The following is a 23,358-nucleotide window of genomic DNA, read 5'->3' as shown; positions in this document are numbered from 1 at the left end:
ACCCCTGTTCAGGTTTCATGCTGGAGGCATGACGAAACCGGAAATCTCCGAAACGACCATCCACAAGGGACAGTGGCCGACACCGGACGGGGAACTGGTGGCCGTGGCGCGGGAGTGGCCGAGTGCCGAAGCGGCACGAGCGTCGTTCGAGGCACGCTCCGGAGAGGGCCTCGTTTCCTTCACCGCCTACGAGGGCATCGACCACGACGGCGCTTTCACCTACGAGCAGTGGACCAGCGAAGACGCGATCCGGAACCTGGACGGCGCGCCCGTGTACCGCCTCTATCGCGGGAACCGGGACGAAGGAGCGCCCGGTTGCCTGGTGGTCGTCTCGGTCGAGTTCGAGGGCCCCGACGAACAACGGCAACGGGACTGGATCGACCTCGTCTTCACCGCGCTGGACTCGGAACCCGTACGACCGGAAGGCGGGATCTCGGGGTTCTTCCACGTGAGCACCGACGGGACCCGCGTGCTGAACTACGCGGAGTGGACCAGCGCCGAGGCGCACCTCGCCGCACTCGCCGCGCCGGGCTCGGACGGCGTCGGCACGACCGGCGTGTGGAAGAAGGTGCAGACCTACCCCGGCATGACGGCGGGCGGATCGGTCAAGCGCTACCGCCCGATCCTCTCGGCGGTGGCGGCATGAAGCCGATCCTGGTCGCCGGGGCGACGGGCAACGTCGGCGCGCAGGTGGTCGCCCGGTTGCGGGCGCGGGACGTCCCGGTCCGGCCGCTGAGCCGGAACCCGCCGCCGGACGGTGTCCGCGGCGACCTGGCGAAACCCGAAACGATCGCACCGGCGCTCGACGGCGTCGACACGGTGTTCCTGATGCTCGCCGGATCCGCCGAGGCACTGGTGCCGACCGTGTCGCTGCTCGGCGAACGGGTGAAGCGCGTGGTGTTCCTTTCCTCCCGTGCCGTCGACGATTCCCTTGCGGAACAGGACAATCCCATCGGCACCTGGCACCGGACCGTCGAAGAGGCGATCGAAGCCGCGGGCGTGGACTGGACTTTCCTGCGGCCACACGGGTTCGCGGCCAACACCCTCGGCTGGGCACCGTCGATCCGCGCGGACGGCGTCGTCCGCGGCGCGTACGGCGAGGCGTCGCTGCCGCTGATCCACGAGAAGGACATAGCCGCGGTGGCCGTCGAAGCGCTGACGGGTGGCGGGCACGCGGGCGCGAAGTACGCCCTCACGGGCACGCGGCCGATCACGCAGATCGAACAGGTGCGGATCATCGGCGAGGCCGCGGGCCGCCCGGCACGCTGGGAGGAGATCCCGCTGGAAGAAGCGCGCGCGGCCATGCTCGCCAAAATGCCGGACTTCATCGTCGACACGATCCTGACCGGGTTCCGGGCACTGGTGACGGAACCGAGCGAGATCACCTCGACCGTCCAGGACGTCACCGGCAGGCCGGCGCTGGACTTCGAGGTCTGGGCGGCCGACCACGCCGCCGATTTCCAGTAGCATCGAGTACGTGTCGACACCGGTTCATGCCTCGGCGGTCCACTAGCCGCCGTTCCTGATCTCGTCCCCCGACGTACGACGCCCGTGGGGTCTCTTCGCCACGGGCGAAATCCAGGAACGGAAACCATGAACCCGCTGTCCATAAAGGACGGTGGTCGGCGCTGGCTGACCACCGTCGGCTCGAAACCACCTCGAACCGTCGTCGACGTCGACGACGGGATCACCGCCGACGAGGCGTTCCGGCTCGCCGAGTCCGGCACCGGTCTCGTCTGGCACGGCGACTACCCGAACGCGCGGAACCTCCTGGCTGCGATGTCCCGCCGCTGCGCGCCGGCGGCCGGGAAACCCTTCCAAGACCAGCGGAACCTGCAAGCCCGCCGGGCACGGCTGCTCGGCAGGCTGCTGGTTCCGCTGGATCCCGGGCACGTCCTGCCGCTGCGTCGCGGTCCGGACGTCCGCACCGCCTGCGCCGAGGTGTACGGGCCTTCGGAAACCGCGTCACTGGTGTCCCTGCGGGAACTGCTCGGCGTCGTCGGCGCGCACGAATGGCGGGTGAAGGGCGTCGAGATCCCGGCACTCGGCGCGAAGATCCATCCGCACCACGGGGTCTTCTCACCCGTCCGCGGTGAGTACGTCGACCTGGTCGCGAGAACTCCTTTGCCCGCCGAGAACCTGGCGTTCGACATCGGCACCGGGACCGGCGTGCTCGCCGCGGTCCTCGCCCGTCGCGGGGTCGAGCGCGTGGTGGCGACCGACAACGAACCCCGCGCGCTCGCTTGCGCGCGGGAGAACTTCGAACGCCTCGGTTTCAGCGGGCTCGAAACGCTCGAGACGGACGTCTTCCCACCGGGCCGCGCGCCACTGGTCGTCTGCAACCCGCCTTGGCTCCCCGCCCGGGCGCACACCCCGCTCGAACGCGCCGTCTACGACCCGGGAAGCCGGATGCTCCACGCCTTCCTCGATCGGCTGCCCCGCCATCTCGAACCCGGAGGGGAGGCCTGGCTGATCCTCTCCGACCTCGCCGAACTGCTGGGCCTGCGCACGCGCGCGCGGCTTCTCGAAGCGTTCGAACGTTCCGGGCTCGAAGTCCGGGGCCGGGAGGACACCAGGCCGAGGCATCCACGGGCCTCCGACCCGCGCGATCCGCTGCACGCCGCCCGCGCGAAGGAGGTGACCTCGCTGTGGCGGCTCACAACCCGAGCAGCACCCGCGCCTGACTGATGAACGCGCGGGCGGCGGGGCTGACCGGCCCCTCCGTCCGCCAGGCGAGCGCCAGTTTCGCGCGCAGCCCGGCGGGCCGCGTGATCTCCATGGCGTGCAGTTCCGTGTAGTGCGTCGCCAGCGACATCGGCACCACCGCGACGCCGAGCCCGCGTCCGACCAGTTCGGCGACGACGTTCGGGTCGCCTGCCTCCAGCGTCACCCGCGGCTGCGCGCTGTCGGCGAGGAAGGCCGCGTCGACGATCGCGCGCATGCCGGTGCCCTTCGGCAGGCTCACCAGCGAACGGCTTTCCAGCTCCGAAAGCGTGATCGTGGCGTGCGCGGTGAGCGGATCGTCCGGACCGGAGACGGCGACGAGCGGCTCGTCGAGGACGACCTCGAAACCGATTCCGGGCGGCGGTTCGCCGGAGACCCCGATGAGCGCGATGTCGAACCGGCCGTCGGCGACCCCCGCGAGCAGGACGTCGGAGGTCGCCTCGGCGAGCGTGATGTCCACGGCGGGATGACGCTCGTGGAATCGCGCGAGCAGATCCGGCAGGTTGACCGGGCCGCGCGAGGACACCATGCCCATCGCGACCTGGCCGCGGACCAGTCCGGTGAGGTCGTCGACCGCCTGCCGCACCCCGGCGACGGCGGCGAGCGCGGCCCGCGCGTGCGGCAGCGCGGCGGCACCGACCTCGGTCAGCCGCACCGCGCGGGCCGACCGGTCGAGCAGCGGCTGCCCGAGCTCGCGTTCGAGACGGCGGATCTGGGCGCTGACGCCGGGCTGAGCGACGTGCAGCCGCTCGGCGGCGCGCGTGAAGTTGGCCTCCTCGGCCACCGCGACGAAGTATTCGAGCTGACGCAGTTCCATAACCGATGATTCTAGTTCCCAGACAAACCAGATCTTGGACTTCTGAATGGATCGAGACCACCCTGGTCTCATGACCACAATGCTCCGCCCCGGCGATTCCGATTACGACTCCGAACTCGCCGGCTTCCAGACCGCCGTGTCCCGTCGTCCCGACGTCATCGTGGCTGCCACTTCCGCCGCGGACGTCGTCGAAGCCGTCCGCTACGCCGGTGAGCACGATCTCCCGGTCGCCGTCCATTCCACCGGCCACGGCGTGGGCATCCCCTTCGAGGGCGGCGTCCTCGTCACCACCCAGCGCATGACCGGGATCCGGATCGACGCGGGCATCGCCCGGGTCGACGCGGGGGTGCGCTGGGGCGCGGTCATCGAAGCGGCCGCCGAACACGGGCTGGCGCCGCTGAGCGGATCCTTCCCCGGCGTCGGCGTCGTCGGCTACACGCTCGGCGGCGGGTTCAGCCTGCTCGGCCGCAAATACGGGCTCGCCGCCGACCAGGTGACCGCCATCGAGGTCGTGACCGCCGACGGCGAACTCCGTCGCGCCACCCCGGACACCGAGAAGGACCTGTTCTGGGCGCTGCGCGGCGGCCGCGACAACTTCGGGATCGTCACCGCGCTCGAGTTCCGGCTCGTCCCGGTCACCCGGTTGTACGGCGGCAGCCTGCAGTTCGGCACCGCATCACTCGCCACGGTGATCCGCGCCTGGCGCGACTGGGCGGCGGAGATGCCGCGCGAGATGACGTCGTCGCTGGCCATGGTCCCGATGCCGGACCTGCCGGTGGTGCCCGAGCCGCTGCGCGGGCAGCACGTCGCGCAGATCCGGATCGCCTATCTCGGCGATGCCGCCGAGGGTGAGCGCCTGGTCGCCCCGCTGCGCGCCGCCGCCGAGACGCTCGGTGACACGCTCGCCGAGATCCCGTTCACCGAATCGGGCAAGATCGCGAACGAGCCGCCGATCCCGCACGGCTACCGCGCCGACAACGCGACCGTGTCCGAGCTCAACGACACGATGCTCGACGCGATCCTGGAGCACGCCGGCCCGGACGCCCCGGCGCCGACCGTCGTCCTGCTGGACCTGCTCGGCGGCGCGCTGTCCGACGCGCCCGAGCATCCCGGCGTCGGCTGGGACCGCGAAGCCCGCTTCACCGTCCGGGCACTGTCCGTGGTGGACCACGTCGCGATCCCCGAGATCCGGGCCGCCCACGGGAAGCTGTTCGACGCGCTGAAGCCCTGGTCGACCGGCAAACTCCTGACCTTCGTCTACGGCGAGACCGGCGCGGACGAGGAAGCGTCCAAGGTGTACTCCCCAGCGGACCTGCGGCGGCTCACCGGGATCAAGGCGGCCGTCGACCCGGCGAACCGTTTCCGGCTGACGCACAACGTCGAACCCGCGCGTGACGCTGGGTGATCTTCGGAATCCGCTGGTGGAGGGCCCCGATCCGGGGCGAAGGCACCGTGCGCGGCACCCGTATACTTCCGGGCCGATACCGCCATTAGGGGGCACTGTGCGCACTTTGGACCATGACGAGTTCCTCGCCATGCGTCGGTTCCCCGCGCTCGACGGGCTGCGCGCGATCGCGGCCACCATCGTGATCCTCTTCCACTTCGCGGGGCCGAAGTGGAGCTGGCTGTCCGGCTGGGTCGGTGTCTACATCTTCTTCGTGCTGTCCGGTTTCCTGATCACGACGCTGCTGCTGCGTGAGCAGGACCGGACCGGCCGGATCTCGCTTTCGGCGTTCTACCTGCGCCGCGTGTTCCGGATCCTGCCGCCGTACCTGGTGATCCTCGGCGGGATCGTCGTGTTCGTGTGGCTGCGCGGCGAGTTCCTCGCCCGCGAGTTCCCGCACGCGCTGAAGTACTACCTGACGTTCTTCAACGAGTTCCTGCCCGGCAGCAAGCCGAACGGCGCGGACAACTTCTTCAGCGGCTCGTGGACGCTGGGCATCGAGGAGAAGTTCTACCTGGTCTGGCCGTTCCTGCTGGTGGTCGCGGGTGCCGTCGGGCTCGCCGCGGCCTGGCGCAAGCTCGCGCTGGCGTTCGCCGCGTTCGCGCTGATGGCCGGGCTGGTGGGGGTCACCAGCGGCTGGGTGCTCAACGGGCCGCAGGTGCCGATCTACCGGTCGACGGTGCACTACGCGATCCTGCTGATCGGCTGCGTGCTGGCGATCGCGATGCACTACCGCCGGTCCTACGCGGTGATCAAACCGCTGACCCACCCGCTCGCGGCGATCCCGGTGTTCGGCGCGTTCGCCGTGCTGCACGTCAACATGGAAAGCCTGTGGTGGAAGACCGGCAGCAACCTCGGCCTGCTGATCGCCTACGGCCTGCTCTCGGCGATGCTGCTGGTCGTTCTGGTCTCGCCGGGGCCGCTGCGCTGGCTGCTGGCGACGAAGGTGATGCGCTTCGTCGGTGAGCGCTCGTACTCGCTCTACCTGCTGCAGGGCCCGGTGCACTTCGCCGTGGTGGCGGCGATCCCGCCGCTGGGCGAGCACCGGATGATCAGCGCGCTGACCGTGTTCGCGGTCGGGCTGGGGATCGCGGACCTGATCCACCGCTGGGTTGAGCAGCCGATGATCACCACCGGCAAGAAGCTGATCGCGCGCCGCCAGGAGCGCAAGGCGCTGCGAGCGGCCGAAGCCGAACTTCAGCGGCCGAACGCCGTCGAGGCTCCCAGCGGCGCACGCTGACCCCCCGCAAGGACCGCAACTAGAGGACTAGTTGCGTAGTCAGCGGGAAATCGTGACGATCGGGATCACCCGATCGGTCTTCTTCTCGTAGTCGGCGAAGCCCGGCATGAGACTGACCATCTTCGCGTAGAGACGGTCGCGCTCGGCGCGGTCTTCGAGGACGACCGTCGCGGTCGCTTCGAACTTCTCCGTGCCGACCTCGATGGTGACCTTCGGGTTCGCCACGATGTTGTGGTACCAGGCCGGGTTCTTGTCGGCACCGGCGTACGACGCGGCGATGACGTACTTGCCGTCCTCCTCCGCGTACGCGAGCGGCGAGGTGCGCGGCTCGCCGCTCTTCGCCCCGATGGTGGTGAGAAGAAGCAGGGAGCCGCCCTCGAACGGGCCGCCCACCTTCCCGTCGTTCTCGCGGAATTCCTTGATGATGTTCTGGTTCCAGTCGAGCATTTCGGACATCTATCCTCCTGTGTGGATCTCCGTCGCCGAGGCTACTCAGTCTTCGTGGGCCTTGCGGCGCTGCGCTTCGGCCCGTTCCCGGCACTTGCGCAGGAATTCTTCGTCGTCCTCGGCACTCGTCGCGGCGAAACGGCCCGGCCGGTCGTACTCCGGGAACGCCGGGCTCTCGCGTTCGTAGCGGCCGCGCGGGGCCCGGGCGGCGTGCTGCGGGCGACCGGCGACGAGCCACACGATCGAGCCGATCAGCGGGACGATCAGCACCAGCAGCAACCACATCCCCTTGGGCATGTTGCGGCACGATCCTTCGTCCGTGGTGATCACGTCGACGATGCAGAAGATCCACAGACCGAGCGTGAGAACGCCGAAGAAACCATTGAAATACAGCATCGAAAATCTCCCCAGTTCCGGATTGCCGGGGTAAGTATTAGCACAGGAGGGCGTCGAGAATTCCCGCGGCCGCTTGAAGCGCCTGCGCCTGTCCCGGGCACTGCTTGGGCCCTGCTCCGAACGGACGTTTCGTCAGGTCCACTTCGACCACCGCGCCGTCGACCCACCGCCGGGTGATCCGGACCGGCGGGTCCTCGCGCAGGACCCGGTCGAGCAGGCTCTCGGCGTCTTCACCGGGCCGGCGAGCGGCCAGGGCCTTGCCGAGCAACTTGGCCGTCGCGTCACAGGCCTGCACCAGGAGCCCGATCCGCGCGGCCGTCCGCTCGTCGACGTCACCGCCACAGACCTCGATCAGCCGCCGCATGGCCGCTTCGGCGCCAGGACCGGTTTCGGTATGCGGGTGGTAGCTCGCGGAAACCGTTGCGATGTCGCGGGAAACGTCCGGCAGACCGAGTTCCGCGGCCAGGACGGCGACCGGGACCGTCCACAGGATCCGGTCCACGGGCTCGTCCCGTAATTCCCGGGTGAGCGCGAAGGCCTTGTCCCGCAAGGAGCCCATCGGCGCGAGTTCGGCGAGCACGAGCGCGCGGCGCCGCGGGTGGTCCTCCGGGCGGCTGAACCGGGCGACGTTCGCCCGCAGCCACCGGACGCCACCGGGCTCGACGTCCTGGGGCACCGGCGGGACGGGGGCTTCGATCAGCGGATTCTTCATACCGTGACGCTAAGTGCGGAACGCTTCGGTCACGACCGAAACGTCAGCTCACCGTCAAAGCACGGACGTAACGCGACGACCGGCGTTGCCGACTTGCACCCCGGAGTATCGACGCGGCGTGAAGGAGGCCGACTTGGCCAGACGGCGGTCCAGGTCCGATGCAACAGGTTGCGTGGGCGCCCTCATTGTCGCTGGGGCTCTGGTAAGCCTGCTCTCTTTCATCGGCCGGACCATCGCAGCACATCCGGTGCTGTCCATGTTCGTCATAGTGACGGTGATCAGTGTGACGGTCTATCTCTTGGTGCTGCGCCACCGCACGCGAGCACGCGATGCGCAGGAGCGTTGGGAGCTCGAGGTCGTCAGGTCACAAGAAATCGCCCGCTATCACGCCATGGGCGCCACCGAGTTCGAGCAGGCGCTGGCTTTCCTTTGCTCGCGGGACGGCTGCAGCAACGCCGGCGCCACCGGCCGCGCCGGCGATCTCGGAGCCGACGTGGTCGCCTACACGCCCGACGGCCGCAAGATCGTGCTCCAGGCCAAGCGGTACATCTCGACGAACAAGGTCACCGGGCCGGATTTGCAACGTTTCGGTGGAACCTGCTTCAGCGTGCACCGCGCGGGAGTCGCCGCGGTCGTGACCACCTCGACCTTCACCAAGCAAGCTCGGGAGTACGCAGGCCAGATGGGTATCAGGCTGTTCGATGCACACGCGCTTGCGGCGTGGGCGAGCCGGACAGGTCCCGCGCCCTGGCATTAGGGAATCCAGTCAACGGCCCGCAATGAGGATCGCGAGAGTGACGTCGGCCAGTGAGCTCTGGCCGTGACGCCCCCTTCGTTACCGTATGGACCTCTATACGTCCTCCCTGGTCACGTGGCTCATTGTTATGGTGAGCATGTGACGGCCGTGTCGGAGACAACCGAAGTCGACGGCGCGGGGCGAACGGCGCAACCGCGCCAGTTGATCGTGACCGTGTACGGCCTCTACTCACGCGGCGAAGGCGGCTGGCTTTCCGTCCGGTCCCTGATCGACCTGCTGGCGGTCGTGGACGTCGAAGAACCCGCCGTCCGGTCGTCGATCTCCCGGTTGAAACGGCGCGGGATCCTTTCCGCCGTGCGCCGGGACGGGGCCGCGGGCTACGAACTCTCCGAAACGGCGCTGGCGATCCTGCGCGAAGGCGACGAACGCATCTTCCGCCGCGAACGCGCCACTCCCGGCGACGGCTGGCTGCTCGCGGTGTTCTCGGTCCCGGAGGCAGAACGGCACAAACGGCACATTCTTCGCACTCAGCTCGCGCGACTCGGTTTCGGGACCGCGTCGTCCGGTGTCTGGATCGCGCCCGCGCATCTGCGCGACGCGACGTCGGACATGCTCCGGCGGCTCGAACTGGAGGGCTACGCGGATCTTTTCCACGCCGAGCACCTCGCGTTCGGCGACGTGCGCGAGAAGATCCACGACTGGTGGGATCTCGACCAGCTCGAAACGCTGTACACCGCGTTCCTCGACGAGCACACGCCCGCGCTCCGGCGCTGGCAGCGGCGCAAGAACACGCACGAGGCCGAGGCGTTCGCCGACTACGTCCGGGTGCTGACCGACTGGCGGCGGCTGCCCTACCTCGACCCGGGCCTGCCCGCCGAACTGCTGCCGCCCGCCTGGGCCGGGATCCGGGCCGCGGACCTGTTCTTCACGCTGCACTCGCGCTTGGGCGAGGCCGCGGCCGCCCACGTCTCGCGCACCCTCCCCTAACCCGCTCCCCCCAAGCACGCAATGAACGGGCCTTTCCTTGCAAAATTTGCAAGGAAAGGCCCGTTCATTGCAGCTCTGGCGGACTTCGGGCCGAGAGCCGTCGCCGCTACTCCTGGACCACCGCGAAGCCCTGCACTTCCACCAGCGCCTCGACGTCCCAAAGCCGGCTCACGCCGATCCCCGCCATCGCGGGGTACTCGCTCCCGGCCAGCCGTTTCCACACCGCGCCGATCTCCCGCGCGTGGGCGCGGTAGTCGTCCATGTCGACGATGTAGATGGTCACGCTGCACAGGTCGGACGGCTCCCCGCCCACCGCGCGCAACGCGGTGAGCAGATTGGACAGCGCGCGCTCGAACTGCTCGACCACTCCCTCGCCGACGATGCGGTTCTCTTCGTCCAAAGCCGTCTGACCGGCGAGGAAGACGAACCGTCCACTCGCCGCGACAGCGTGCGAGAAGCCGGAAGGACGGCCAAGACCGGGCGGGTTGATGCGCTCCATGCGGGTCAGCATATCCCGCATCGTTGACGGTCGTACATACCGCGACATACCCTGAGCGACGTGCGTATCGCGGTGTTAGGCGGCGGCCCGGCGGGGCTCTACTTCGCCGCGCTGGCGAAACAGCTCCATCCCGATCACGAGATCACCGTCTGGGAGCGCAACGCGCCCGACGACACCTTCGGGTTCGGGGTGGTGTTCTCCGACGAGACCCTCGGCGGCATCGAGCACGCCGATCCGGTGATCCACGCCGCCATGCGGCAAGAGTTCGCGCGCTGGGACGACATCGACGTCCACTTCCGCGGCACCGTGCACACCTCCGGCGGGCACGGATTCGCCGCGATGAGCCGCAAACGGCTGCTCGGCATCCTCCAGGAACGCTGCGCGGAACTCGGCGTGGACGTGCGATTCCACACCGAGGCGCCGGACGTGGCCGAGGCGAGCGCCGAGTACGACCTCGTCGTCGCGGCGGACGGCGTCAATTCGCCGACCCGCGCCGCGCTCGCCGAAAGCTTCAGGCCGGACATCCAGACCCGGCGCTGCAAGTACATCTGGCTCGGCACCGACCTGGTCTTCGACGCCTTCAAGTTCCACGTGCTCGAGACCCCGCACGGGATCATGCAGATCCACGGCTACCCGTACAGCGACACCGCGAGCACCTTCATCCTCGAACTGCACGAGGACGTCTGGGAGCGCGCGTTCGGCCGGATCGCCGCGACCTCGCTGGCGCCGGGCGAGAGCGACGAGAAGTCGATCGAGGTCATCCGCGAACTGTGCGCGGACGTCCTCGGCGGCCACCGGACGTTCGCCAACAACTCGAAGTGGACCGCGTTCGCCACCGTGCGCTGCGCGAGCTGGCGCCACGAGAACGTCGTCCTGCTCGGCGACGCCGCCCACACGGCGCATTTCTCCATCGGGTCCGGCACCAAACTCGCCATGGAAGACGCCCTCGCGCTCGCCGCCTGCCTGCACGAACAGTCCGATACGGACAGCGCGCTGAAGACGTACGAAGCCGAGCGCCGCCCCGTCGTCACCTCGACCCAGCGCGCCGCGCAGGCGAGCCTGGAGTGGTTCGAGAACCTGGGCCGGTACACGCATCAGGATCCGGCGCAGTTCGCGTTCAACATCCTCACCCGCAGCCGCCGCGTCACCTACGACAACCTCCGGCTGCGCGATCCCGGATTCGCCGCCGAACTGGACACCTGGTTCGCGTCCACTTTGGACGACGAAGTCCGCCCACCGATGTTCCAGCCCTTCCGGATCGGGAACCTGGACCTGCCGAACCGCGTCGTCGTCTCGCCGATGGACATGTATTCCTCCGAAGACGGCGTCCCGACCGATTTCCACCTGGTACACCTGGGAAGCAAGGCACTCGGCGGCGCCGGCCTGGTGATGACGGAGATGGTCTGCGTCTCCGAGACCGGCCGCATCACCCCGGGCTGCGGCGGCCTGTACACCGAGGAACAGGAACGGGCCTGGGCCAGGATCACCGATTTCGTCCATGGCGGCACACCCGCGCGGATCGGTGTCCAGCTCGGCCATTCCGGGCGCAAGGGCTCGACGAAACTGATGTGGGACGGCATCGACCAGCCGCTCCCCGAAGGCAACTGGGAGATCTGCGCCCCGTCCGCGCTCCCGTACGCCGAGTCGAACCAGACCCCGCGCGAGCTCACGATCCCCGAGCTGGCCGAGATCCGCGAGCAGTTCGCCGAATCCGCCCGTGCCGCCGGTCGCGCCGGATTCGACCTCCTCGAACTCCACTGCGCGCACGGCTACCTCCTGTCGTCCTTCCTGTCCCCGCTGACCAACCGCCGCACCGACGAGTACGGCGGCTCGCTGGAGAACAGGCTGCGCTTCCCGCTGGAAGTCTTCGACGCGGTCCGCGCGGCGTGGCCCGCTGATCGGCCGATGACGGTCCGCATCTCCGCGACCGACTGGTACGACGGCGGGATCGACGTCGACGAGGCCGTCGAGATCGCCCGCGCGTTCGCCGAGCACGGCGTCGACGGCATCGACGTCTCGACCGGTCAGGTCGTCAGCGACGAGAAACCCCAGTATGGCCGCAGTTACCAGACCCCTTACGCCGACCGGATCCGCAACGAGATCGGCCGCGAGTACGGCGTCGCGGTGATCGCCGTCGGCGCGATCTCGTCCTACGACGACGTCAACTCGCTCATCCTGGCGGGCCGCGCGGATCTGTGCGCCCTCGGCAGGACTCATCTTTACGATCCACAGTGGACACTGCACGCCGCGGCCGAACAGGACTACCCGATGCCGTGGCCGAAGCAGTACGCGGCGGGCAGCCGGAAGCCGCAGGGCGGCCGCACCGACGGACCGAAACCGCGGCTGGAACTGTTGCGCTCGGGGGAACCCGGCACCGCGCACGCCCGCTGGCGACCTGGGAGCGACCGATGACAGCCTTCGCCTTGAGCCCGGAGCAGCAGGCTTTCGCCACCGAAGTCCGGAGGCTGGGCGCCGAGAAACTCCGGCCACTGGCGGAATCCGGCACCGAAGGCGCGGTCAACCGCCCGCTGCTCAAGGAAATGGGCGCGCTCGGCCTGCTTTCCCGCCTGTTCCCCGGCGTCGACGGAGGCAGCCCGAGCCGGGAGGCGGCGGCGACGGATCTCTGCATTCTGAGGGAATCGCTCGCGAGCCAGAGCACCGAAGCCGAGACGGCGTTGGCGCTGCAGGGCTTGGGTACGTATCCGGTGCTGCAGTCCGGGCAGGATTCGCAGGTCTCGAAGTGGGTTCCCGCCGTCGCCGCGGGTGACGCCGTCGCCGCTTTCGCGCTCACCGAACCGAACGCGGGCTCGGACGCGGCCGCGCTGGAGCTCTCCGCCGAGCCCGACGGTGACGGCTGGCGCCTCACCGGCGAGAAGATGTGGATCTCCAACGCCCCCGAGGCCGACTTCTACAGCGTCTTCGCCCGCACCACCCCGGAAGCGGGCTCCCGTGGGGTTTCCGCGTTCGTCGTCCCCGCCGACCGCGCCGGGCTGTCCGGTGAGCATCTCGACCTGGTCAGCCCGCATCCCATCGGCACCCTCGTGTTCGACGGGGTCCGCGTCGAACGGGACGAGCTGCTCGGCGAACAGGACCGCGGTTTCGGGGTCGCCATGCGGACGCTGGACCTGTTCCGGCCGAGCGTCGGCGCGTTCGCCGTCGGGATGGCGCAGGCCGCGCTCGACGCCGCGGTCGCCCACGCCCAGACCCGGATCGCGTTCGGCGGACCGTTGCTGAAACAGCAGACCGTGGCGCACACCCTTGCCGAAATGGCGACCCGCACCGAGGCGTCGCGCCTGCTCGTGTACGCCGCGGCCGCCGCCTACGACGCGGGCGAGCGGAACCTCGCCGGCCGCGCCGCGATGGCGAAGCTGTTCGCCACCGAGACGGCCCAGTACGTCGTCGACTCGGCCGTGCAGATCCACGGCGCGCGGGCACTGCGGCGCGGTCACCTGCTCGAACACCTCTACCGCGAGGTCCGGGCGCCGCGGATCTACGAAGGCGCGTCCGAGGTGCAGCGGACGATCATCGCCCGGTCCCTGACTTCTTGACCCGCTCGACGATGTCGCGGTAGGCCAGCCCGCTCTGCTTGATCGTCCGCGCCTGCGTCTCGCGATCGACCCGCACCAGGCCGAGCCGTTTGGCGTAGCCGTAGGCCCATTCGAAACTGTCCAAAAAGGACCAGGCGAAGTAGCCGCGGACGTCCGCGCCCGCCTGCCGCGCGGCCGCCGTGGCGGCGATGTGCGCGGACAGATACGCGGCGCGGTCGTCGTCGCGGACGAAGCCTGTCTCGTCGGGGACGTCGGTGAACGCGGCGCCGTTTTCGGTGACGTACAGCGGCAGGCCGGGATAGTCACGGGTGATCCGGACGAGGAGTTCGGTGAGCTTGTCCGGCAGGATCTCCCAGCCCAGCACCGTCGACGGCGCTCCGAACGGGACCTTGCGGAACGCGGGCATCCCGAAGTGCTCGACCGCGTTCCCGTTCTCCTCCACCCCGGAGTACCTCGTCCCGAAGTAGTAGTCGACGCCGAGGAAGTCGAGCGGCGCCGCGATGATCGACGGGTCCCACGGCTCGGACGGCAGGCGGATGCCCTGGCGCGCGAGGTCTTCGAGGACGTCCTCCGGATAGCGGCCGTGCACGAGCGCGTCGAGGTAGAACCGCGTTCCGAGCCCGTCCTCGAACCGGGCGGCCTCGCGGTCGGCCTCGCTGGGGGTGGCCGGATCGGCGGTGCTCAGGTTGAGCGTGATGCCGAACTTCGTCCCGGGCGGCGCGAGTTCCCGCATCCGCCGCACGGCGAGGCCGTGGCCGAGCAGCAGGTGATGCGCCGCCGCCATCCCCGCCTTCGCGTCCCGGCGGCCGGGCGCCATCACCCCGTGGACGTAACCGTGCATGGCCGTGCACCACGGCTCGCTCAGCGTGGTCCAGTGGCGGACGCGGTCGCTCAGCCGCTCGAACACGAGCATCGCGTAGTCGGCGAAACGGACAGCGGTGTCGCGGGCGGGCCAGCCGCCCGCGTCCTCGAGGTGCTGCGGCAGATCCCAGTGGTACAGCGTCAGCCACGGATCGATGCCGTTGTTGAGCAGTTCGTCGACCAGCCGGTCGTAGAAGGCGATCCCGGCGGGGTTGACGCTGCCGCGCCCGCGCGGCTGCACCCTCGGCCAGGACACGGAGAACCGGTAGGTGTCGACGCCGAGTTCCTTCACCAGCGCGACGTCGGCGGGCATCCGGTGGTAGTGGTCGCAGGCGACCTCGCCGGTGTCACCGTGGTCGATCGCCCAGGGCGACTGGCCGTAGGTGTCCCAAATGGACGGTGTTCGTCCGTCTTCGGCTACCGCGCCTTCGATCTGGTAGGCCGAGCTGCCGACACCCCACCGGAAATCGGACGGCAAGGTGCCGATGAGCTCGTTTTCCTCCGTCACGGCGCCCTCCTTCCGGCCAGCCTGCCTTATTTCACCAGTTAATACATGGCGGAGGCTAAGGTCGTGGGGCATCCTGGAAAGGTCCGCCGCCATAAGATGGGTATCCGCATGCCTGCCAAGCGCACCACCGTCCGTGACCTGCGGCGGCACAACCGTTCCCTCCTGCTGTCGAAACTCTACTTCGACGGCCCGCTCAGCCGCCACGAATTGAGCGGTCTGACCGGATTGAGCGCCGCGACCGTCAGCAACGTGACCGCCGAACTCGGCGAAGAACGCCTCATCACCGAAGCCGGGCTGGTCGAATCCGACGGCGGCAGGCCCCGTGTCCTGCTCCGCGTCGATCCGGCGTATGGCCACGTCGCCGGCGTCGACATCGGCGAGACCGGGGTGAAGGTCGAACTGTTCGACCTCACCATGAACCGGCTCGCCACCGTCGAGCACCCCCTCGCCTCCCCGCGGCCGGACGCGGCATCGACCGTCACCCAGGTGGCGTCCGGAATCCGGGAAGTGATCGCGGAATCGGGCATCGACGAAGCGACCGTGCTCGGTGTCGGCGTCGGCGTTCCCGGCACGGTCGAACAGGGCTCTGCCGAAAAGGGCGGGGCGCTCCGCGTGCACGCGCCCACCATCGGCTGGAAAGAGGTCCCGCTCACCGATCTCCTGCGCGCGGAGGGCGTCGAGCTGCCGTTGTTCGTCGACAACGGGGCGAAAACCCAGGGCCAGGGGGAAATGTGGTTCGGCGCCGGTCGCGGCGCCCGGCACGCGGTGATCGTCCTGATCGGCTCGGGGGTCGGCGCGGCCGTGGTCACCGACGGCACCACCTATCGGGGCTCCACCAGCAGCGCGGGCGAATGGGGCCATACGACGATCGTCTACGGCGGACAGGACTGCCGCTGCGGATCACGCGGCTGCCTGGAGTCCTACGTCGGCGCGGAAGGCGTCCTCGCGCGCTATCGCAAGGCGCGCGGCGGGAAGACCACTTCGGACGAGGACGAGCAGACGCAGTTCGCCGCGCTGCTGGAGTCGGCGGGCAAGTCGAAGGCCGCCGCCAAGGTGCTGGAGGAGACGGCGGGCTATCTCGGCGCCGGGATCGGCAACCTGATCAACCTCTTCAACCCGGAGCGGATCGTGCTGGGCGGTTGGGCCGGGCTGGCGCTCGGCGAGGAGTACCTGCCCGAGATCCGGCGTGTGGCGGGCGAGCACGCGCTCGCGCACGTGTTCGACCAGACCGAGATCGAACTCGGGCAGCTCGGGCCGGACGCCGTCGCCATAGGAGCCGCCACCCTCCCGGTCGCCGCCCTGCTGGACCAGGGCGCGGACCCGCGGACGGCCGGGTCAAAGCGGGGCACGGCTGCCTGAGCCTTAATTCGAGGTTAAAAAATACCTCACCGGACATCTTGTCGCAGTGGTAGAGACCATGCATACTTTGTTGCCAGGCGCAACAAAGTGGTTCCGCCGTGCGCCTTCTCCTCGTGTCCCCAACGGTCAGAGAGGCGACAACGATGTCCATCTCCGCACGTTTCCGCCGTGTTTTTCGAAGGAGCACCGCGGTGCTCGCCGCCGCCGTCCTGCTCGGCTCGCTCCCGGCGACAGCCCAAGCCCCAGCATCCGAAGCCGCGGTCATGGCCGCGACGTTCACCGACGACTTCAACGGCCCCGCGGGCGCCGGCATCGACACCTCGAAGTGGCACTTCGAGACCGGTGACAACGTGAACAACCACGAACGGCAGTGGTACACGTCCGGGACGAACAACGCGGCGCTCGACGGCCAGGGCAACCTGGTCATCACCGCGAAGAAGGAAAACCCGGGCAATTACAACTGCTGGTACGGGCGCTGCGAGTACACCTCGGCCCGGTTGTCCACGCAGGGCCAGTTCACCCAGACCTACGGCCGGTTCGAAGCGCGGATGAAACTGCCGCGCGGACAAGGGATGTGGCCCGCGTTCTGGATGCTCGGCGCCGACATCGGCAACGTCGGCTGGCCCAACAGCGGCGAGATCGACATCATGGAGAACGTCGGCTTCGAGCCGAACACGGTGCACGGAACGCTCCACGGCCCCGGTTACTCCGGCGCGGGCGGGATCGGCGCGGGCTACAACGGCCCGAACTTCTCCGACGACTTCCACACCTACGCCGTCGACTGGGCGCCGAACCAGATCCGGTGGTACGTGGACGGGAACCTCTACCAGACCCGCACGCCCGCCGATCTCAACGGCAACCGCTGGGTCTTCGACCACCCCTTCTACCTGATCCTGAACCTCGCCGTCGGCGGCTACTGGCCGGGAGACCCGAACTCCAGCACCGTGTTCCCGCAGCGCCTCGTCGTCGACTACGTGCACGTCAACTCCAGCAACACTTCCGGGAACACCGGGCGGGTCACCGGGATCGGCGGGAAGTGCGTCGACGTCGCCGCCGCGAACAGCGCCAACGGCACCCCGATCCAGATCACCGACTGCAACGGCAACGCGGCGCAGAACTGGACCGTCGGCGGCGACGGGACGATCCGCGCGCTGGGCAAGTGCCTGGACGTCTCCGGCGGCGGGACCGCGGACGGCACCGCCGTGCAACTGTGGGACTGCAACGGTTCCGGCGCGCAGCGGTGGGCGGTCAGCGGCGCGCGTGACATCGTGAACCCGCAGGCGAACAAGTGTCTCGACGCCACCGGGAACTCGTCCGCGAACGGCACCAGGCTGCAGATCTGGACCTGCGGCGGTGGCGCGAACCAGAAGTGGACGACCCCCTGACCCACCGCGTTTCGTCCTCTGGTCGCGGTCGTTCGTACTCGGAACCACCGCAACCAGAGGACGAATTGCGTCAGGGAGAGCGTTCGGCGTAGGCCTCGACGAGCTGGTTTTCGGCGTCGGTGAGGTACTGCGCGAGGAGCGCTTCGGCGCCGGCGCCGTCACCGGCCTCGATGCGCTCGAGGATCTCCGCGTTGCGCTTGAGGTACGGCTCGTGGAAGCGCCGCGGGTCGGCCATCATGTGGAACACCAGCCGGAGTTCGGCGAAGATGCCGCGCATCAGCTCGTCGATCCGTTCGCTGCCACCGAGTTCCGCGATCGCCGAGTGGAACCGGATGTTCGCGGTGCCGAGGTCCTGCCAGCGCTCGCTCCGCTCGGCGAGCCTGCCGTCCTCGACCATGCGCGCGAGCTTCGCGAACGTCGGCGGCTTCTCCGTCACCGCGCGGACCGCCGAGCACTCGACGACCTTGCGCACCTTGTAGAGATCGACGACGTCCTCGACCGACAGCACCCGTACGAAGACACCGCGGTTGAGCTCGTGGGTCAGCAGCCGTTCATGCGTGAGCAGCCGGAACGCCTCGCGCAGCGTGTTGCGGGAGACGCCCAGCGCCGAGCCGATGTCGTGTTCCGAGAGCCGCACGCCGGGCAGGAAGAAGCCTTCGGCGATGCGCGTGCGCAGGACCCCCGCGACCCGCTCGGCGGTGCTGGTGCGGCTGATCATGCCCCGGTCGGCTTCGAGTCCTTGCACTGAGACGGGACCACCCTCCGCGATCGTCACGTAACGGATCCTACCTACGGACAAGAGGGCAAGCCAAGGATCCTCTTGTGGAATTGTTGAACAATACCTACAGTGGCTATCCATGTGACCCGTGCCACCATGAACAGTCACCTCTGGAGGTGCCGATGACCGCGACAGCCACTACCGAAGACACTCGCCCCTTCGCCTGGTTCCGCACGCTCGGTTCGCGAGGCCGCCGGGCCTTCGTCGGCGCGTTCGGCGGGTACGGGCTCGACTCGTTCGACTACCAGACCTTGCCGCTCGGCCTGGCTGCGATCACCGCCTACTACGGGCTTTCCGGTGGTGAAGCGGGCCTGCTCGGCACGACGACGCTGGTGGTTTCGGCGATCGGCGGCATCGGCGCGGGCATCCTGGCCGACCGCATCGGCCGCGTGCGCACCCTCCAGATCACCATCGCGATGTACACGATCTTCACCGTGCTCTGCGGGTTCGCGCCGAACTTCGAAACGCTCCTGGTCTTCCGCGCCCTGCAGGGTCTCGGGTTCGGCGGCGAGTGGGCCGCCGGCGCCGCGCTGGTGGCGGAGTACTCGCAGGCGAAATATCGCGGCCGCACGGTCGCCTTCGTGCAGAGTGCCTGGGCCGTCGGCTGGGCGCTGTCGGTCGTCGTCTACACGGTGGTCTTCAGTATCTGGAGCCCGGACATCGCCTGGCGCGTCATGTTCTGGACCGGTGTCATCCCGGCACTGCTGGTGCTGTGGGTCCGGCGGAACGTCCAGGACGCGCCCGTCGCGGAGGCCGCCCGCGCGGCCAAGAAGGAACGCGGTTCGTTCAAGGGCATCTTCAAGCCGGACCTGCTGCGCACGACGTTCTTCGCCGCGCTGCTCGCGACCGGTGTTCAGGGCGGTTACTACACGCTCGCGACCTGGCTGCCGAGCTACCTGAAGACCACCCGGGGCCTCACCGTCATCGGGACGGGCGGCTATCTCGCGTTCCTGATCTCCGGCGCGTTCATCGGCTACGTCACCGGCGGCTATCTCACGGATCTCTTGGGACGCAAGAAAACGTTCCTGTTGTTCTCGGTGCTTTCGGCGGGCCTGATCATCGCGTACACCCAGATCCCGGCGGGCGCGAACACACTCGTGCTGTTCCTCGGTTTCCCGCTCGGGTTCTCGATGTCCGCGATCTTCAGCGGATTCGGCGCGTTCCTCGCCGAGCTGTACCCGTCGGCGCTGCGCGGGACCGGGCAGGGCTTCACCTACAACCTCGGCCGGGCCATCGGCGCAACCTTCCCCGCCGTGGTCGGTTTCCTCGGCGCGGGCGGCGCGATGGTGTTCGGCGCGGTCGGCTACGGAATCGCCATCCTGGCACTGCTCGGCCTGCCCGAGACTCGCGGCCGCGAACTCCTGTGACGACAATCGGACGAGGAGGCACCGCGATGACCACCTTCGACGAACCGGCGACCCTGTCCCCCGGCGAGGCCCGCGCCCTGTTCCGCGCGGGCACCGCCCGCCCGACCACCGGCTGGGCGAACGGCTTCACCCAGACCAACCTGATCGCCGTCCCCGAGGACTGGGCCTACGACGTCCTGCTTTTCTGCCAGCGGAACCCGCAGCCCTGCCCAGTGCTCGACGTCAGCGATCCCGGCGACCCGTCGACGCGGCTGGCGCCCGGCGCGGACCTGCGCACCGACCTGCCGCGCTACCGGGTCTGGCAGAACGGCGCGCTCTCCGGCGAGATCCCGGACGCGAGCGGCCTGTGGCGCAGCGACATGGTCGCGTTCTCGATCGGCTGCAGCTTCACCTTCGAAGCGGCGCTGGCCGTGGAGGGCATCCCGCTGCGGCACGTCGAGCAAGGCCGCAACGTGGCGATGTACGTGACGAACCGGGAGTGCGTCCCGGCCGGGCGGCTGCACGGGCCGATGGTGGTCTCGATGCGGCAGATCCCCGAGGACCGCGTCGACGACGCCGTGCGCGTCACCCGCGGGATGCCCGCCGTGCACGGTGCGCCCGTGCACATCGGCGACCCGTCCGCGCTCGGCATCGCCGATCTCGCCCACCCCGATTTCGGGGACCCGGTCGACGCGGAACCCGGTGACGTGCCGGTGTTCTGGGCGTGCGGCGTGACCCCGCAGGCGGCGCTGATGGCCTCGCGGCCACCGTTCGCGATCACGCACGCGCCGGGCTACATGTTCGTGACCGACAAACTCGACAGTGAGTTCAGGGTGGCCTGATGGATCTCAACAGTGACCTGGGCGAGGGTTTCGGCGCCTGGAAAATGGGCGACGACGACGCCATGCTCGACATCGTCACCAGCGCGAACGTCGCGTGCGGATTCCACGCCGGTGATCCGTCGGTGATGCGGCGCGTCTGCGAACGCGCGGCGGAACGCGGTGTCGTCATCGGCGCCCACGTCGCCTACCGCGATCTGGCCGGGTTCGGGCGGCGGGCGATGGACGTCGCCCCCGCCGACCTGACCGACGACGTGCTCTACCAGATCGGCGCGCTCGACGCGTTCGCCAGGGCCGCGGGGACCAGGGTGCGGTACGTCAAACCACACGGGGCCTTGTACAACACCGCTTCCGTGGATCCGGAGCAGGCGGCCGCGGTGGTCGAGGCGATCCGGCGGTTCCACCCCACGCTCGCGCTATTGTGCCCGCCGGGGTCGGAAATGGCCGTGCAGGCCGAAAAAGCCGGGTTCCCCTCGTACACCGAGGCGTTCGCGGACCGCGCGTACACGCCCGAAGGCCTTCTGGTCTCCCGGAAACTGCCGGGCGCCGTGCTCCACGACGCCGACGAAGTGGCCGACCGGGCGGTCGCGATGGCGATCACCGGCAAGGTCGTCGCCGCCGACGGGACCGAGCTGACGCTCCAGCCGCATTCGCTCTGCGTGCACGGCGACACTCCCGGTGCCGTCGAACTGGCGCGCCGGATCCGCGCGGGACTCAGCGCGTCGGGTGTCCACATTGGATCGTTCCTCGAGGCCGCGTGATGCGAGTACTGCCCTATGGGGCGCGTGCGGCCATGGTCGACTTCGACGATCCGTCGGAGGTGCTCGGGCTGCACGCGTCACTGGAGCAGGACCCGCCGGACGGCGTCGTCGAACTGGTCCCGGCCGCACGGACCCTGCTCATCCGGTTCGACCCGGGCCGGACCCATCACGACCGGCTCGCGGGCGACGTCCTCGATCGGTCCACAATGGACGCCGCACCTCGCGCAGCCGCCGAGATCGTCGTGCCGGTGCGCTACGACGGCCCGGACCTCGCCGACGTCGCGGCGGCCGCCGGCCTGTCGCCGGAAGCCGTCGTCCGGCGGCACGAGGACGGGACCTACGTCTCGGCCTTCTGCGGTTTCGCACCGGGTTTCGCCTACCTGACCGGACTCGACCCCGCCCTGCACCTGCCGCGCCGGACGAGCCCGCGCACCCGGGTGCCCGCCGGATCGGTCGCGATCGCGGGCGAGTACACGGCGGTGTACCCGAACGCCTCACCCGGCGGCTGGCAGCTGATCGGACGGACCACCCTGCCGGTGTGGGATGTCGAACGGGAGCCGCCGAACCTGCTCGCGCCCGGTACGCGGATCCGGTTCTCTTCATGACCGCGAAGATCGAAGTGGTCCGTCCCGGGGTTTTCGCCACCGTGCAGGATCTCGGGCGCCCGGGCCTGGCCGCGATCGGCGTCGGCCGGTCCGGTGCCGCCGACCGCGGTTCGCTGCGGCTGGCGAACCGGCTGGTCGGGAACCCCGAGGGTCATGCGGCGCTGGAAAGTGTCCTGGGCGGTCTCGTCCTGAGATTCTCGGCCCCGGCGACCGTCGCCGTCACCGGCGCGCCCTGCTCGATCACCGCCGGAGGGCGTGCTGTCGGACCCGGCTCACCGATCCTTGTGCGTGCCGGTGAGGACCTCGTGCTCGGCACGGCCTACCAGGGTTTGCGGTGCTATGTCGCCGTGCGCGGCGGCATCGACGTCCCTCCGGTGCTCGGCGCCCGGGCGACCGACACCCTCGGCAAACTCGGCCCGCCGGTACTTTCGGCCGGGATGACCCTGCCAGTGGGACAGCGAGTACTGGCCCATCCCGGTGTGGATCTCGCCCCTCGGCCTCCCTTACCGGACGAGCCGGTTCTGCGGGTCACTCCGGGCCCCAGGGCCCCGTGGTTCGTTCCCGGCGCACTGTCCACTTTGGTCTCTTCTGGTTACGTCGCCACCTCCGATGTCGATCGGGTGGGCGTGCGGCTGTCGGGTGCGATGCTCTCGCGGGCGTGCGATGGCGAGTTGCCGCCCGAGGCCGCGGTGCCCGGCGCGTTGCAGATTCCTCCTTCGGGACAACCGATCCTGTTCCTCGCCGACCATCCGGTGACCGGGGGCTATCCGGTGATCGCGGTCGTGGACGAGGCCGACTTGGACCTGGCCGCTCAGGTGCGGCCGGGGCAGCGAGTGCGGTTCCAGCTCGCGCTGACTCGTGAGTGGTAAGGGCGGTTAGAGCGGACCGGTATTCGCCTACCTACGCGTGACCAGGGCGAAGATGGTGTGCGGTCGTCGAGGGGGTCGCTCCGGTCTTGGTACTTGATCAACGGAGGATCGGGGACACTCAACGTCCCCCATCCTCCGTCGATCAAGACCGTGCCACCCCTCAACCCCGGCGAACGGCAGCCGAGCGGGGAAGATTTGAGACGTTGAACGTCTCAAATCCTCCCCACTCGCCCACATCGGCATCCAGAACAAAGCCCCACAAGCTCACCGAGATGACATCAGGATCCAGTGGGTAAGCAAATACAGGTCCACCAGAACGTCACTTACCACTCACGAGGTCCCGCGTGACCGGTCCGATCATGGCGGGGAGTCGTAAGTGGGGAGGATTTGGGACATTGGACGTCTCAAATCTTCCCCGCTCGACTGCCGGTCGTGAGGTTGTGGGTGTGGGCACGGGCCGGCCCCTTCGACGATGT

At 69.1% G+C, this 23,358-nt stretch carries 23 protein-coding genes; 16 read left to right on the top strand and 7 right to left on the bottom strand.

Annotation, left to right across the window (positions count from 1 at the left end; all coding sequences use genetic code 11):
* The first annotated feature begins 28 nt into the window (after positions 1–28).
* From ACLJRM_RS37005 to ACLJRM_RS36995, 3 genes are all read left to right on the top strand, one after another.
* Positions 29–646: a hypothetical protein gene (locus ACLJRM_RS37005; protein ID WP_410665721.1), complete on the top strand. Its 618-nt coding sequence runs from the start codon at positions 29–31 to the stop codon at positions 644–646.
* Entirely contained in the window at positions 643–1,467 is an 825-nt protein-coding gene (locus ACLJRM_RS37000; RefSeq protein ID WP_410665720.1) for an NAD(P)H-binding protein, read from the top strand. The genes ACLJRM_RS37005 and ACLJRM_RS37000 overlap by 4 nt, the downstream gene beginning before the upstream one ends.
* Positions 1,468–1,593: 126 nt before the next feature.
* Positions 1,594–2,688, top strand: a complete 1,095-nt coding sequence (locus tag ACLJRM_RS36995; protein WP_101610747.1) for a methyltransferase — start codon at positions 1,594–1,596, stop codon at positions 2,686–2,688.
* Here the strand turns inward: ACLJRM_RS36995 and ACLJRM_RS36990 are convergent.
* Positions 2,657–3,541 carry a LysR family transcriptional regulator gene (locus ACLJRM_RS36990; protein WP_101610748.1) on the bottom strand — a complete coding sequence of 295 codons (885 nt, stop codon included), beginning with the start codon at positions 3,539–3,541 and terminating at the stop codon, positions 2,657–2,659. The genes ACLJRM_RS36995 and ACLJRM_RS36990 overlap by 32 nt on opposite strands.
* Positions 3,542–3,611: 70 nt before the next feature.
* On the opposite strand from ACLJRM_RS36990, the gene ACLJRM_RS36985 reads away from it, so the two are divergent.
* Positions 3,612–4,946: an FAD-binding oxidoreductase gene (locus ACLJRM_RS36985; protein WP_410665719.1), complete on the top strand. Its 1,335-nt coding sequence runs from the start codon at positions 3,612–3,614 to the stop codon at positions 4,944–4,946.
* Between the two features lie 97 nt (positions 4,947–5,043).
* The gene (locus ACLJRM_RS36980) at positions 5,044–6,225 is read left to right on the top strand and encodes an acyltransferase family protein (RefSeq protein WP_101610750.1); all 1,182 of its coding nucleotides are present in this window, start codon (positions 5,044–5,046) and stop codon (positions 6,223–6,225) included.
* 39 nt (positions 6,226–6,264) lie between these two features.
* Here ACLJRM_RS36980 and ACLJRM_RS36975 read toward each other — a convergent pair whose 3' ends face one another.
* Genes ACLJRM_RS36975 through ACLJRM_RS36965 form a run of 3 tightly spaced genes read right to left on the bottom strand, consistent with a single transcriptional unit; the run spans position 6,265 to position 7,780 of the window.
* The gene (locus tag ACLJRM_RS36975; protein ID WP_410665718.1) at positions 6,265–6,681 is read right to left on the bottom strand and encodes a nitroreductase family deazaflavin-dependent oxidoreductase; all 417 of its coding nucleotides are present in this window, start codon (positions 6,679–6,681) and stop codon (positions 6,265–6,267) included.
* Between the two features lie 36 nt (positions 6,682–6,717).
* A complete protein-coding gene (locus tag ACLJRM_RS36970) occupies positions 6,718–7,068 on the bottom strand; it encodes a PLDc N-terminal domain-containing protein (RefSeq protein WP_101610752.1) in 351 nt (116 codons plus the stop codon).
* A gap of 37 nt (positions 7,069–7,105) precedes the next feature.
* Positions 7,106–7,780 carry an oxidoreductase gene (locus ACLJRM_RS36965; protein WP_410665717.1) on the bottom strand — a complete coding sequence of 225 codons (675 nt, stop codon included), beginning with the start codon at positions 7,778–7,780 and terminating at the stop codon, positions 7,106–7,108.
* 172 nt (positions 7,781–7,952) lie between these two features.
* Between ACLJRM_RS36965 and ACLJRM_RS36960 the strand changes: the two genes are divergently transcribed.
* On the top strand, positions 7,953–8,537 hold the full coding sequence (locus tag ACLJRM_RS36960) for a restriction endonuclease (RefSeq protein WP_410665716.1): 585 nt from the start codon (positions 7,953–7,955) through the stop codon (positions 8,535–8,537).
* A 138-nt stretch (positions 8,538–8,675) separates the two neighbouring features.
* The gene (locus ACLJRM_RS36955; RefSeq protein ID WP_410600283.1) at positions 8,676–9,524 is read left to right on the top strand and encodes a PaaX family transcriptional regulator C-terminal domain-containing protein; all 849 of its coding nucleotides are present in this window, start codon (positions 8,676–8,678) and stop codon (positions 9,522–9,524) included.
* A 106-nt stretch (positions 9,525–9,630) separates the two neighbouring features.
* On the opposite strand, the gene ACLJRM_RS36950 is transcribed toward ACLJRM_RS36955, so the two are convergent.
* Complete coding sequence (locus ACLJRM_RS36950) at positions 9,631–10,035, bottom strand: RidA family protein (protein WP_410665715.1); 405 nt, start codon at positions 10,033–10,035, stop codon at positions 9,631–9,633.
* A gap of 48 nt (positions 10,036–10,083) precedes the next feature.
* Here ACLJRM_RS36950 and ACLJRM_RS36945 point away from each other — a divergent pair, with 48 nt between their 5' ends.
* Both ACLJRM_RS36945 and ACLJRM_RS36940 read left to right on the top strand, forming a co-directional pair.
* On the top strand, positions 10,084–12,435 hold the full coding sequence (locus tag ACLJRM_RS36945) for a bifunctional salicylyl-CoA 5-hydroxylase/oxidoreductase (RefSeq protein ID WP_410665714.1): 2,352 nt from the start codon (positions 10,084–10,086) through the stop codon (positions 12,433–12,435).
* Complete coding sequence (locus ACLJRM_RS36940; RefSeq protein ID WP_410665713.1) at positions 12,432–13,571, top strand: acyl-CoA dehydrogenase family protein; 1,140 nt, start codon at positions 12,432–12,434, stop codon at positions 13,569–13,571. The genes ACLJRM_RS36945 and ACLJRM_RS36940 overlap by 4 nt, the downstream gene beginning before the upstream one ends.
* Here ACLJRM_RS36940 and ACLJRM_RS36935 read toward each other — a convergent pair.
* Entirely contained in the window at positions 13,546–14,940 is a 1,395-nt protein-coding gene (locus tag ACLJRM_RS36935) for a GH1 family beta-glucosidase (RefSeq protein WP_410665712.1), read from the bottom strand. The genes ACLJRM_RS36940 and ACLJRM_RS36935 overlap by 26 nt on opposite strands.
* Before the next feature lie 96 nt (positions 14,941–15,036).
* Between ACLJRM_RS36935 and ACLJRM_RS36930 the strand changes: the two genes are divergently transcribed.
* Positions 15,037–16,299, top strand: coding sequence for an ROK family protein (locus ACLJRM_RS36930; RefSeq protein ID WP_410665711.1), 1,263 nt, complete (start codon positions 15,037–15,039; stop codon positions 16,297–16,299).
* Between the two features lie 143 nt (positions 16,300–16,442).
* Positions 16,443–17,684 carry an RICIN domain-containing protein gene (locus ACLJRM_RS36925; protein WP_410665710.1) on the top strand — a complete coding sequence of 414 codons (1,242 nt, stop codon included), beginning with the start codon at positions 16,443–16,445 and terminating at the stop codon, positions 17,682–17,684.
* 70 nt (positions 17,685–17,754) lie between these two features.
* On the opposite strand, the gene ACLJRM_RS36920 is transcribed toward ACLJRM_RS36925, so the two are convergent.
* The gene (locus ACLJRM_RS36920) at positions 17,755–18,402 is read right to left on the bottom strand and encodes a GntR family transcriptional regulator (RefSeq protein ID WP_410600738.1); all 648 of its coding nucleotides are present in this window, start codon (positions 18,400–18,402) and stop codon (positions 17,755–17,757) included.
* 182 nt (positions 18,403–18,584) lie between these two features.
* On the opposite strand from ACLJRM_RS36920, the gene ACLJRM_RS36915 reads away from it, so the two are divergent.
* Genes ACLJRM_RS36915 through ACLJRM_RS36895 form a run of 5 tightly spaced genes read left to right on the top strand, consistent with a single transcriptional unit; the run spans position 18,585 to position 22,882 of the window.
* A complete protein-coding gene (locus ACLJRM_RS36915; protein ID WP_101610760.1) occupies positions 18,585–19,829 on the top strand; it encodes an MFS transporter in 1,245 nt (414 codons plus the stop codon).
* Between the two features lie 26 nt (positions 19,830–19,855).
* Complete coding sequence (locus ACLJRM_RS36910; RefSeq protein ID WP_410665709.1) at positions 19,856–20,650, top strand: putative hydro-lyase; 795 nt, start codon at positions 19,856–19,858, stop codon at positions 20,648–20,650.
* Positions 20,650–21,408 carry a LamB/YcsF family protein gene (locus ACLJRM_RS36905; protein ID WP_410665708.1) on the top strand — a complete coding sequence of 253 codons (759 nt, stop codon included), beginning with the start codon at positions 20,650–20,652 and terminating at the stop codon, positions 21,406–21,408. The genes ACLJRM_RS36910 and ACLJRM_RS36905 overlap by 1 nt, the downstream gene beginning before the upstream one ends.
* A complete protein-coding gene (locus tag ACLJRM_RS36900) occupies positions 21,408–22,013 on the top strand; it encodes a 5-oxoprolinase subunit B family protein (RefSeq protein ID WP_410665707.1) in 606 nt (201 codons plus the stop codon). The genes ACLJRM_RS36905 and ACLJRM_RS36900 overlap by 1 nt, the downstream gene beginning before the upstream one ends.
* Positions 22,010–22,882: a biotin-dependent carboxyltransferase family protein gene (locus ACLJRM_RS36895; RefSeq protein ID WP_410665706.1), complete on the top strand. Its 873-nt coding sequence runs from the start codon at positions 22,010–22,012 to the stop codon at positions 22,880–22,882. Before ACLJRM_RS36900 ends, ACLJRM_RS36895 begins: the two co-directional genes overlap by 4 nt.
* Positions 22,883–23,358 lie beyond the last annotated feature (476 nt).

The sequence above is a fragment of the Amycolatopsis sp. lyj-84 genome, from assembly GCF_046549075.1.
Lineage (GTDB): Bacteria > Actinomycetota > Actinomycetes > Mycobacteriales > Pseudonocardiaceae > Amycolatopsis.
The sequence above is the reverse complement of the archived record's forward strand: the minus strand, read 5'-3'. Positions and strand labels throughout refer to the sequence as shown.

Excerpts from the sequence above, each read along its gene's own strand:
- ACLJRM_RS36940 (WP_410665713.1), top strand. The coding sequence starts at position 12,432 with ATGACAGCCTTCGCCTTGAGCCCGGAGCAGCAGGCTTTCGCCACCGAA.
- ACLJRM_RS36905 (WP_410665708.1), top strand. The coding sequence starts at position 20,650 with ATGGATCTCAACAGTGACCTGGGCGAGGGTTTCGGCGCCTGGAAAATG.
- ACLJRM_RS36910 (WP_410665709.1), top strand. The coding sequence starts at position 19,856 with ATGACCACCTTCGACGAACCGGCGACCCTGTCCCCCGGCGAGGCCCGC.
- ACLJRM_RS36970 (WP_101610752.1), bottom strand. The coding sequence starts at position 7,068 with ATGCTGTATTTCAATGGTTTCTTCGGCGTTCTCACGCTCGGTCTGTGG.
- ACLJRM_RS36975 (WP_410665718.1), bottom strand. The coding sequence starts at position 6,681 with ATGTCCGAAATGCTCGACTGGAACCAGAACATCATCAAGGAATTCCGC.
- ACLJRM_RS36900 (WP_410665707.1), top strand. The coding sequence starts at position 21,408 with ATGCGAGTACTGCCCTATGGGGCGCGTGCGGCCATGGTCGACTTCGAC.
- ACLJRM_RS36930 (WP_410665711.1), top strand. The coding sequence starts at position 15,037 with ATGGGTATCCGCATGCCTGCCAAGCGCACCACCGTCCGTGACCTGCGG.
- ACLJRM_RS36925 (WP_410665710.1), top strand. The coding sequence starts at position 16,443 with ATGTCCATCTCCGCACGTTTCCGCCGTGTTTTTCGAAGGAGCACCGCG.
- ACLJRM_RS36915 (WP_101610760.1), top strand. The coding sequence starts at position 18,585 with ATGACCGCGACAGCCACTACCGAAGACACTCGCCCCTTCGCCTGGTTC.
- ACLJRM_RS36920 (WP_410600738.1), bottom strand. The coding sequence starts at position 18,402 with ATGATCAGCCGCACCAGCACCGCCGAGCGGGTCGCGGGGGTCCTGCGC.
- ACLJRM_RS36990 (WP_101610748.1), bottom strand. The coding sequence starts at position 3,541 with ATGGAACTGCGTCAGCTCGAATACTTCGTCGCGGTGGCCGAGGAGGCC.
- ACLJRM_RS36950 (WP_410665715.1), bottom strand. The coding sequence starts at position 10,035 with ATGCTGACCCGCATGGAGCGCATCAACCCGCCCGGTCTTGGCCGTCCT.
- ACLJRM_RS36985 (WP_410665719.1), top strand. The coding sequence starts at position 3,612 with ATGACCACAATGCTCCGCCCCGGCGATTCCGATTACGACTCCGAACTC.
- ACLJRM_RS36895 (WP_410665706.1), top strand. The coding sequence starts at position 22,010 with ATGACCGCGAAGATCGAAGTGGTCCGTCCCGGGGTTTTCGCCACCGTG.
- ACLJRM_RS36995 (WP_101610747.1), top strand. The coding sequence starts at position 1,594 with ATGAACCCGCTGTCCATAAAGGACGGTGGTCGGCGCTGGCTGACCACC.
- ACLJRM_RS37005 (WP_410665721.1), top strand. The coding sequence starts at position 29 with ATGACGAAACCGGAAATCTCCGAAACGACCATCCACAAGGGACAGTGG.
- ACLJRM_RS37000 (WP_410665720.1), top strand. The coding sequence starts at position 643 with ATGAAGCCGATCCTGGTCGCCGGGGCGACGGGCAACGTCGGCGCGCAG.
- ACLJRM_RS36965 (WP_410665717.1), bottom strand. The coding sequence starts at position 7,780 with ATGAAGAATCCGCTGATCGAAGCCCCCGTCCCGCCGGTGCCCCAGGAC.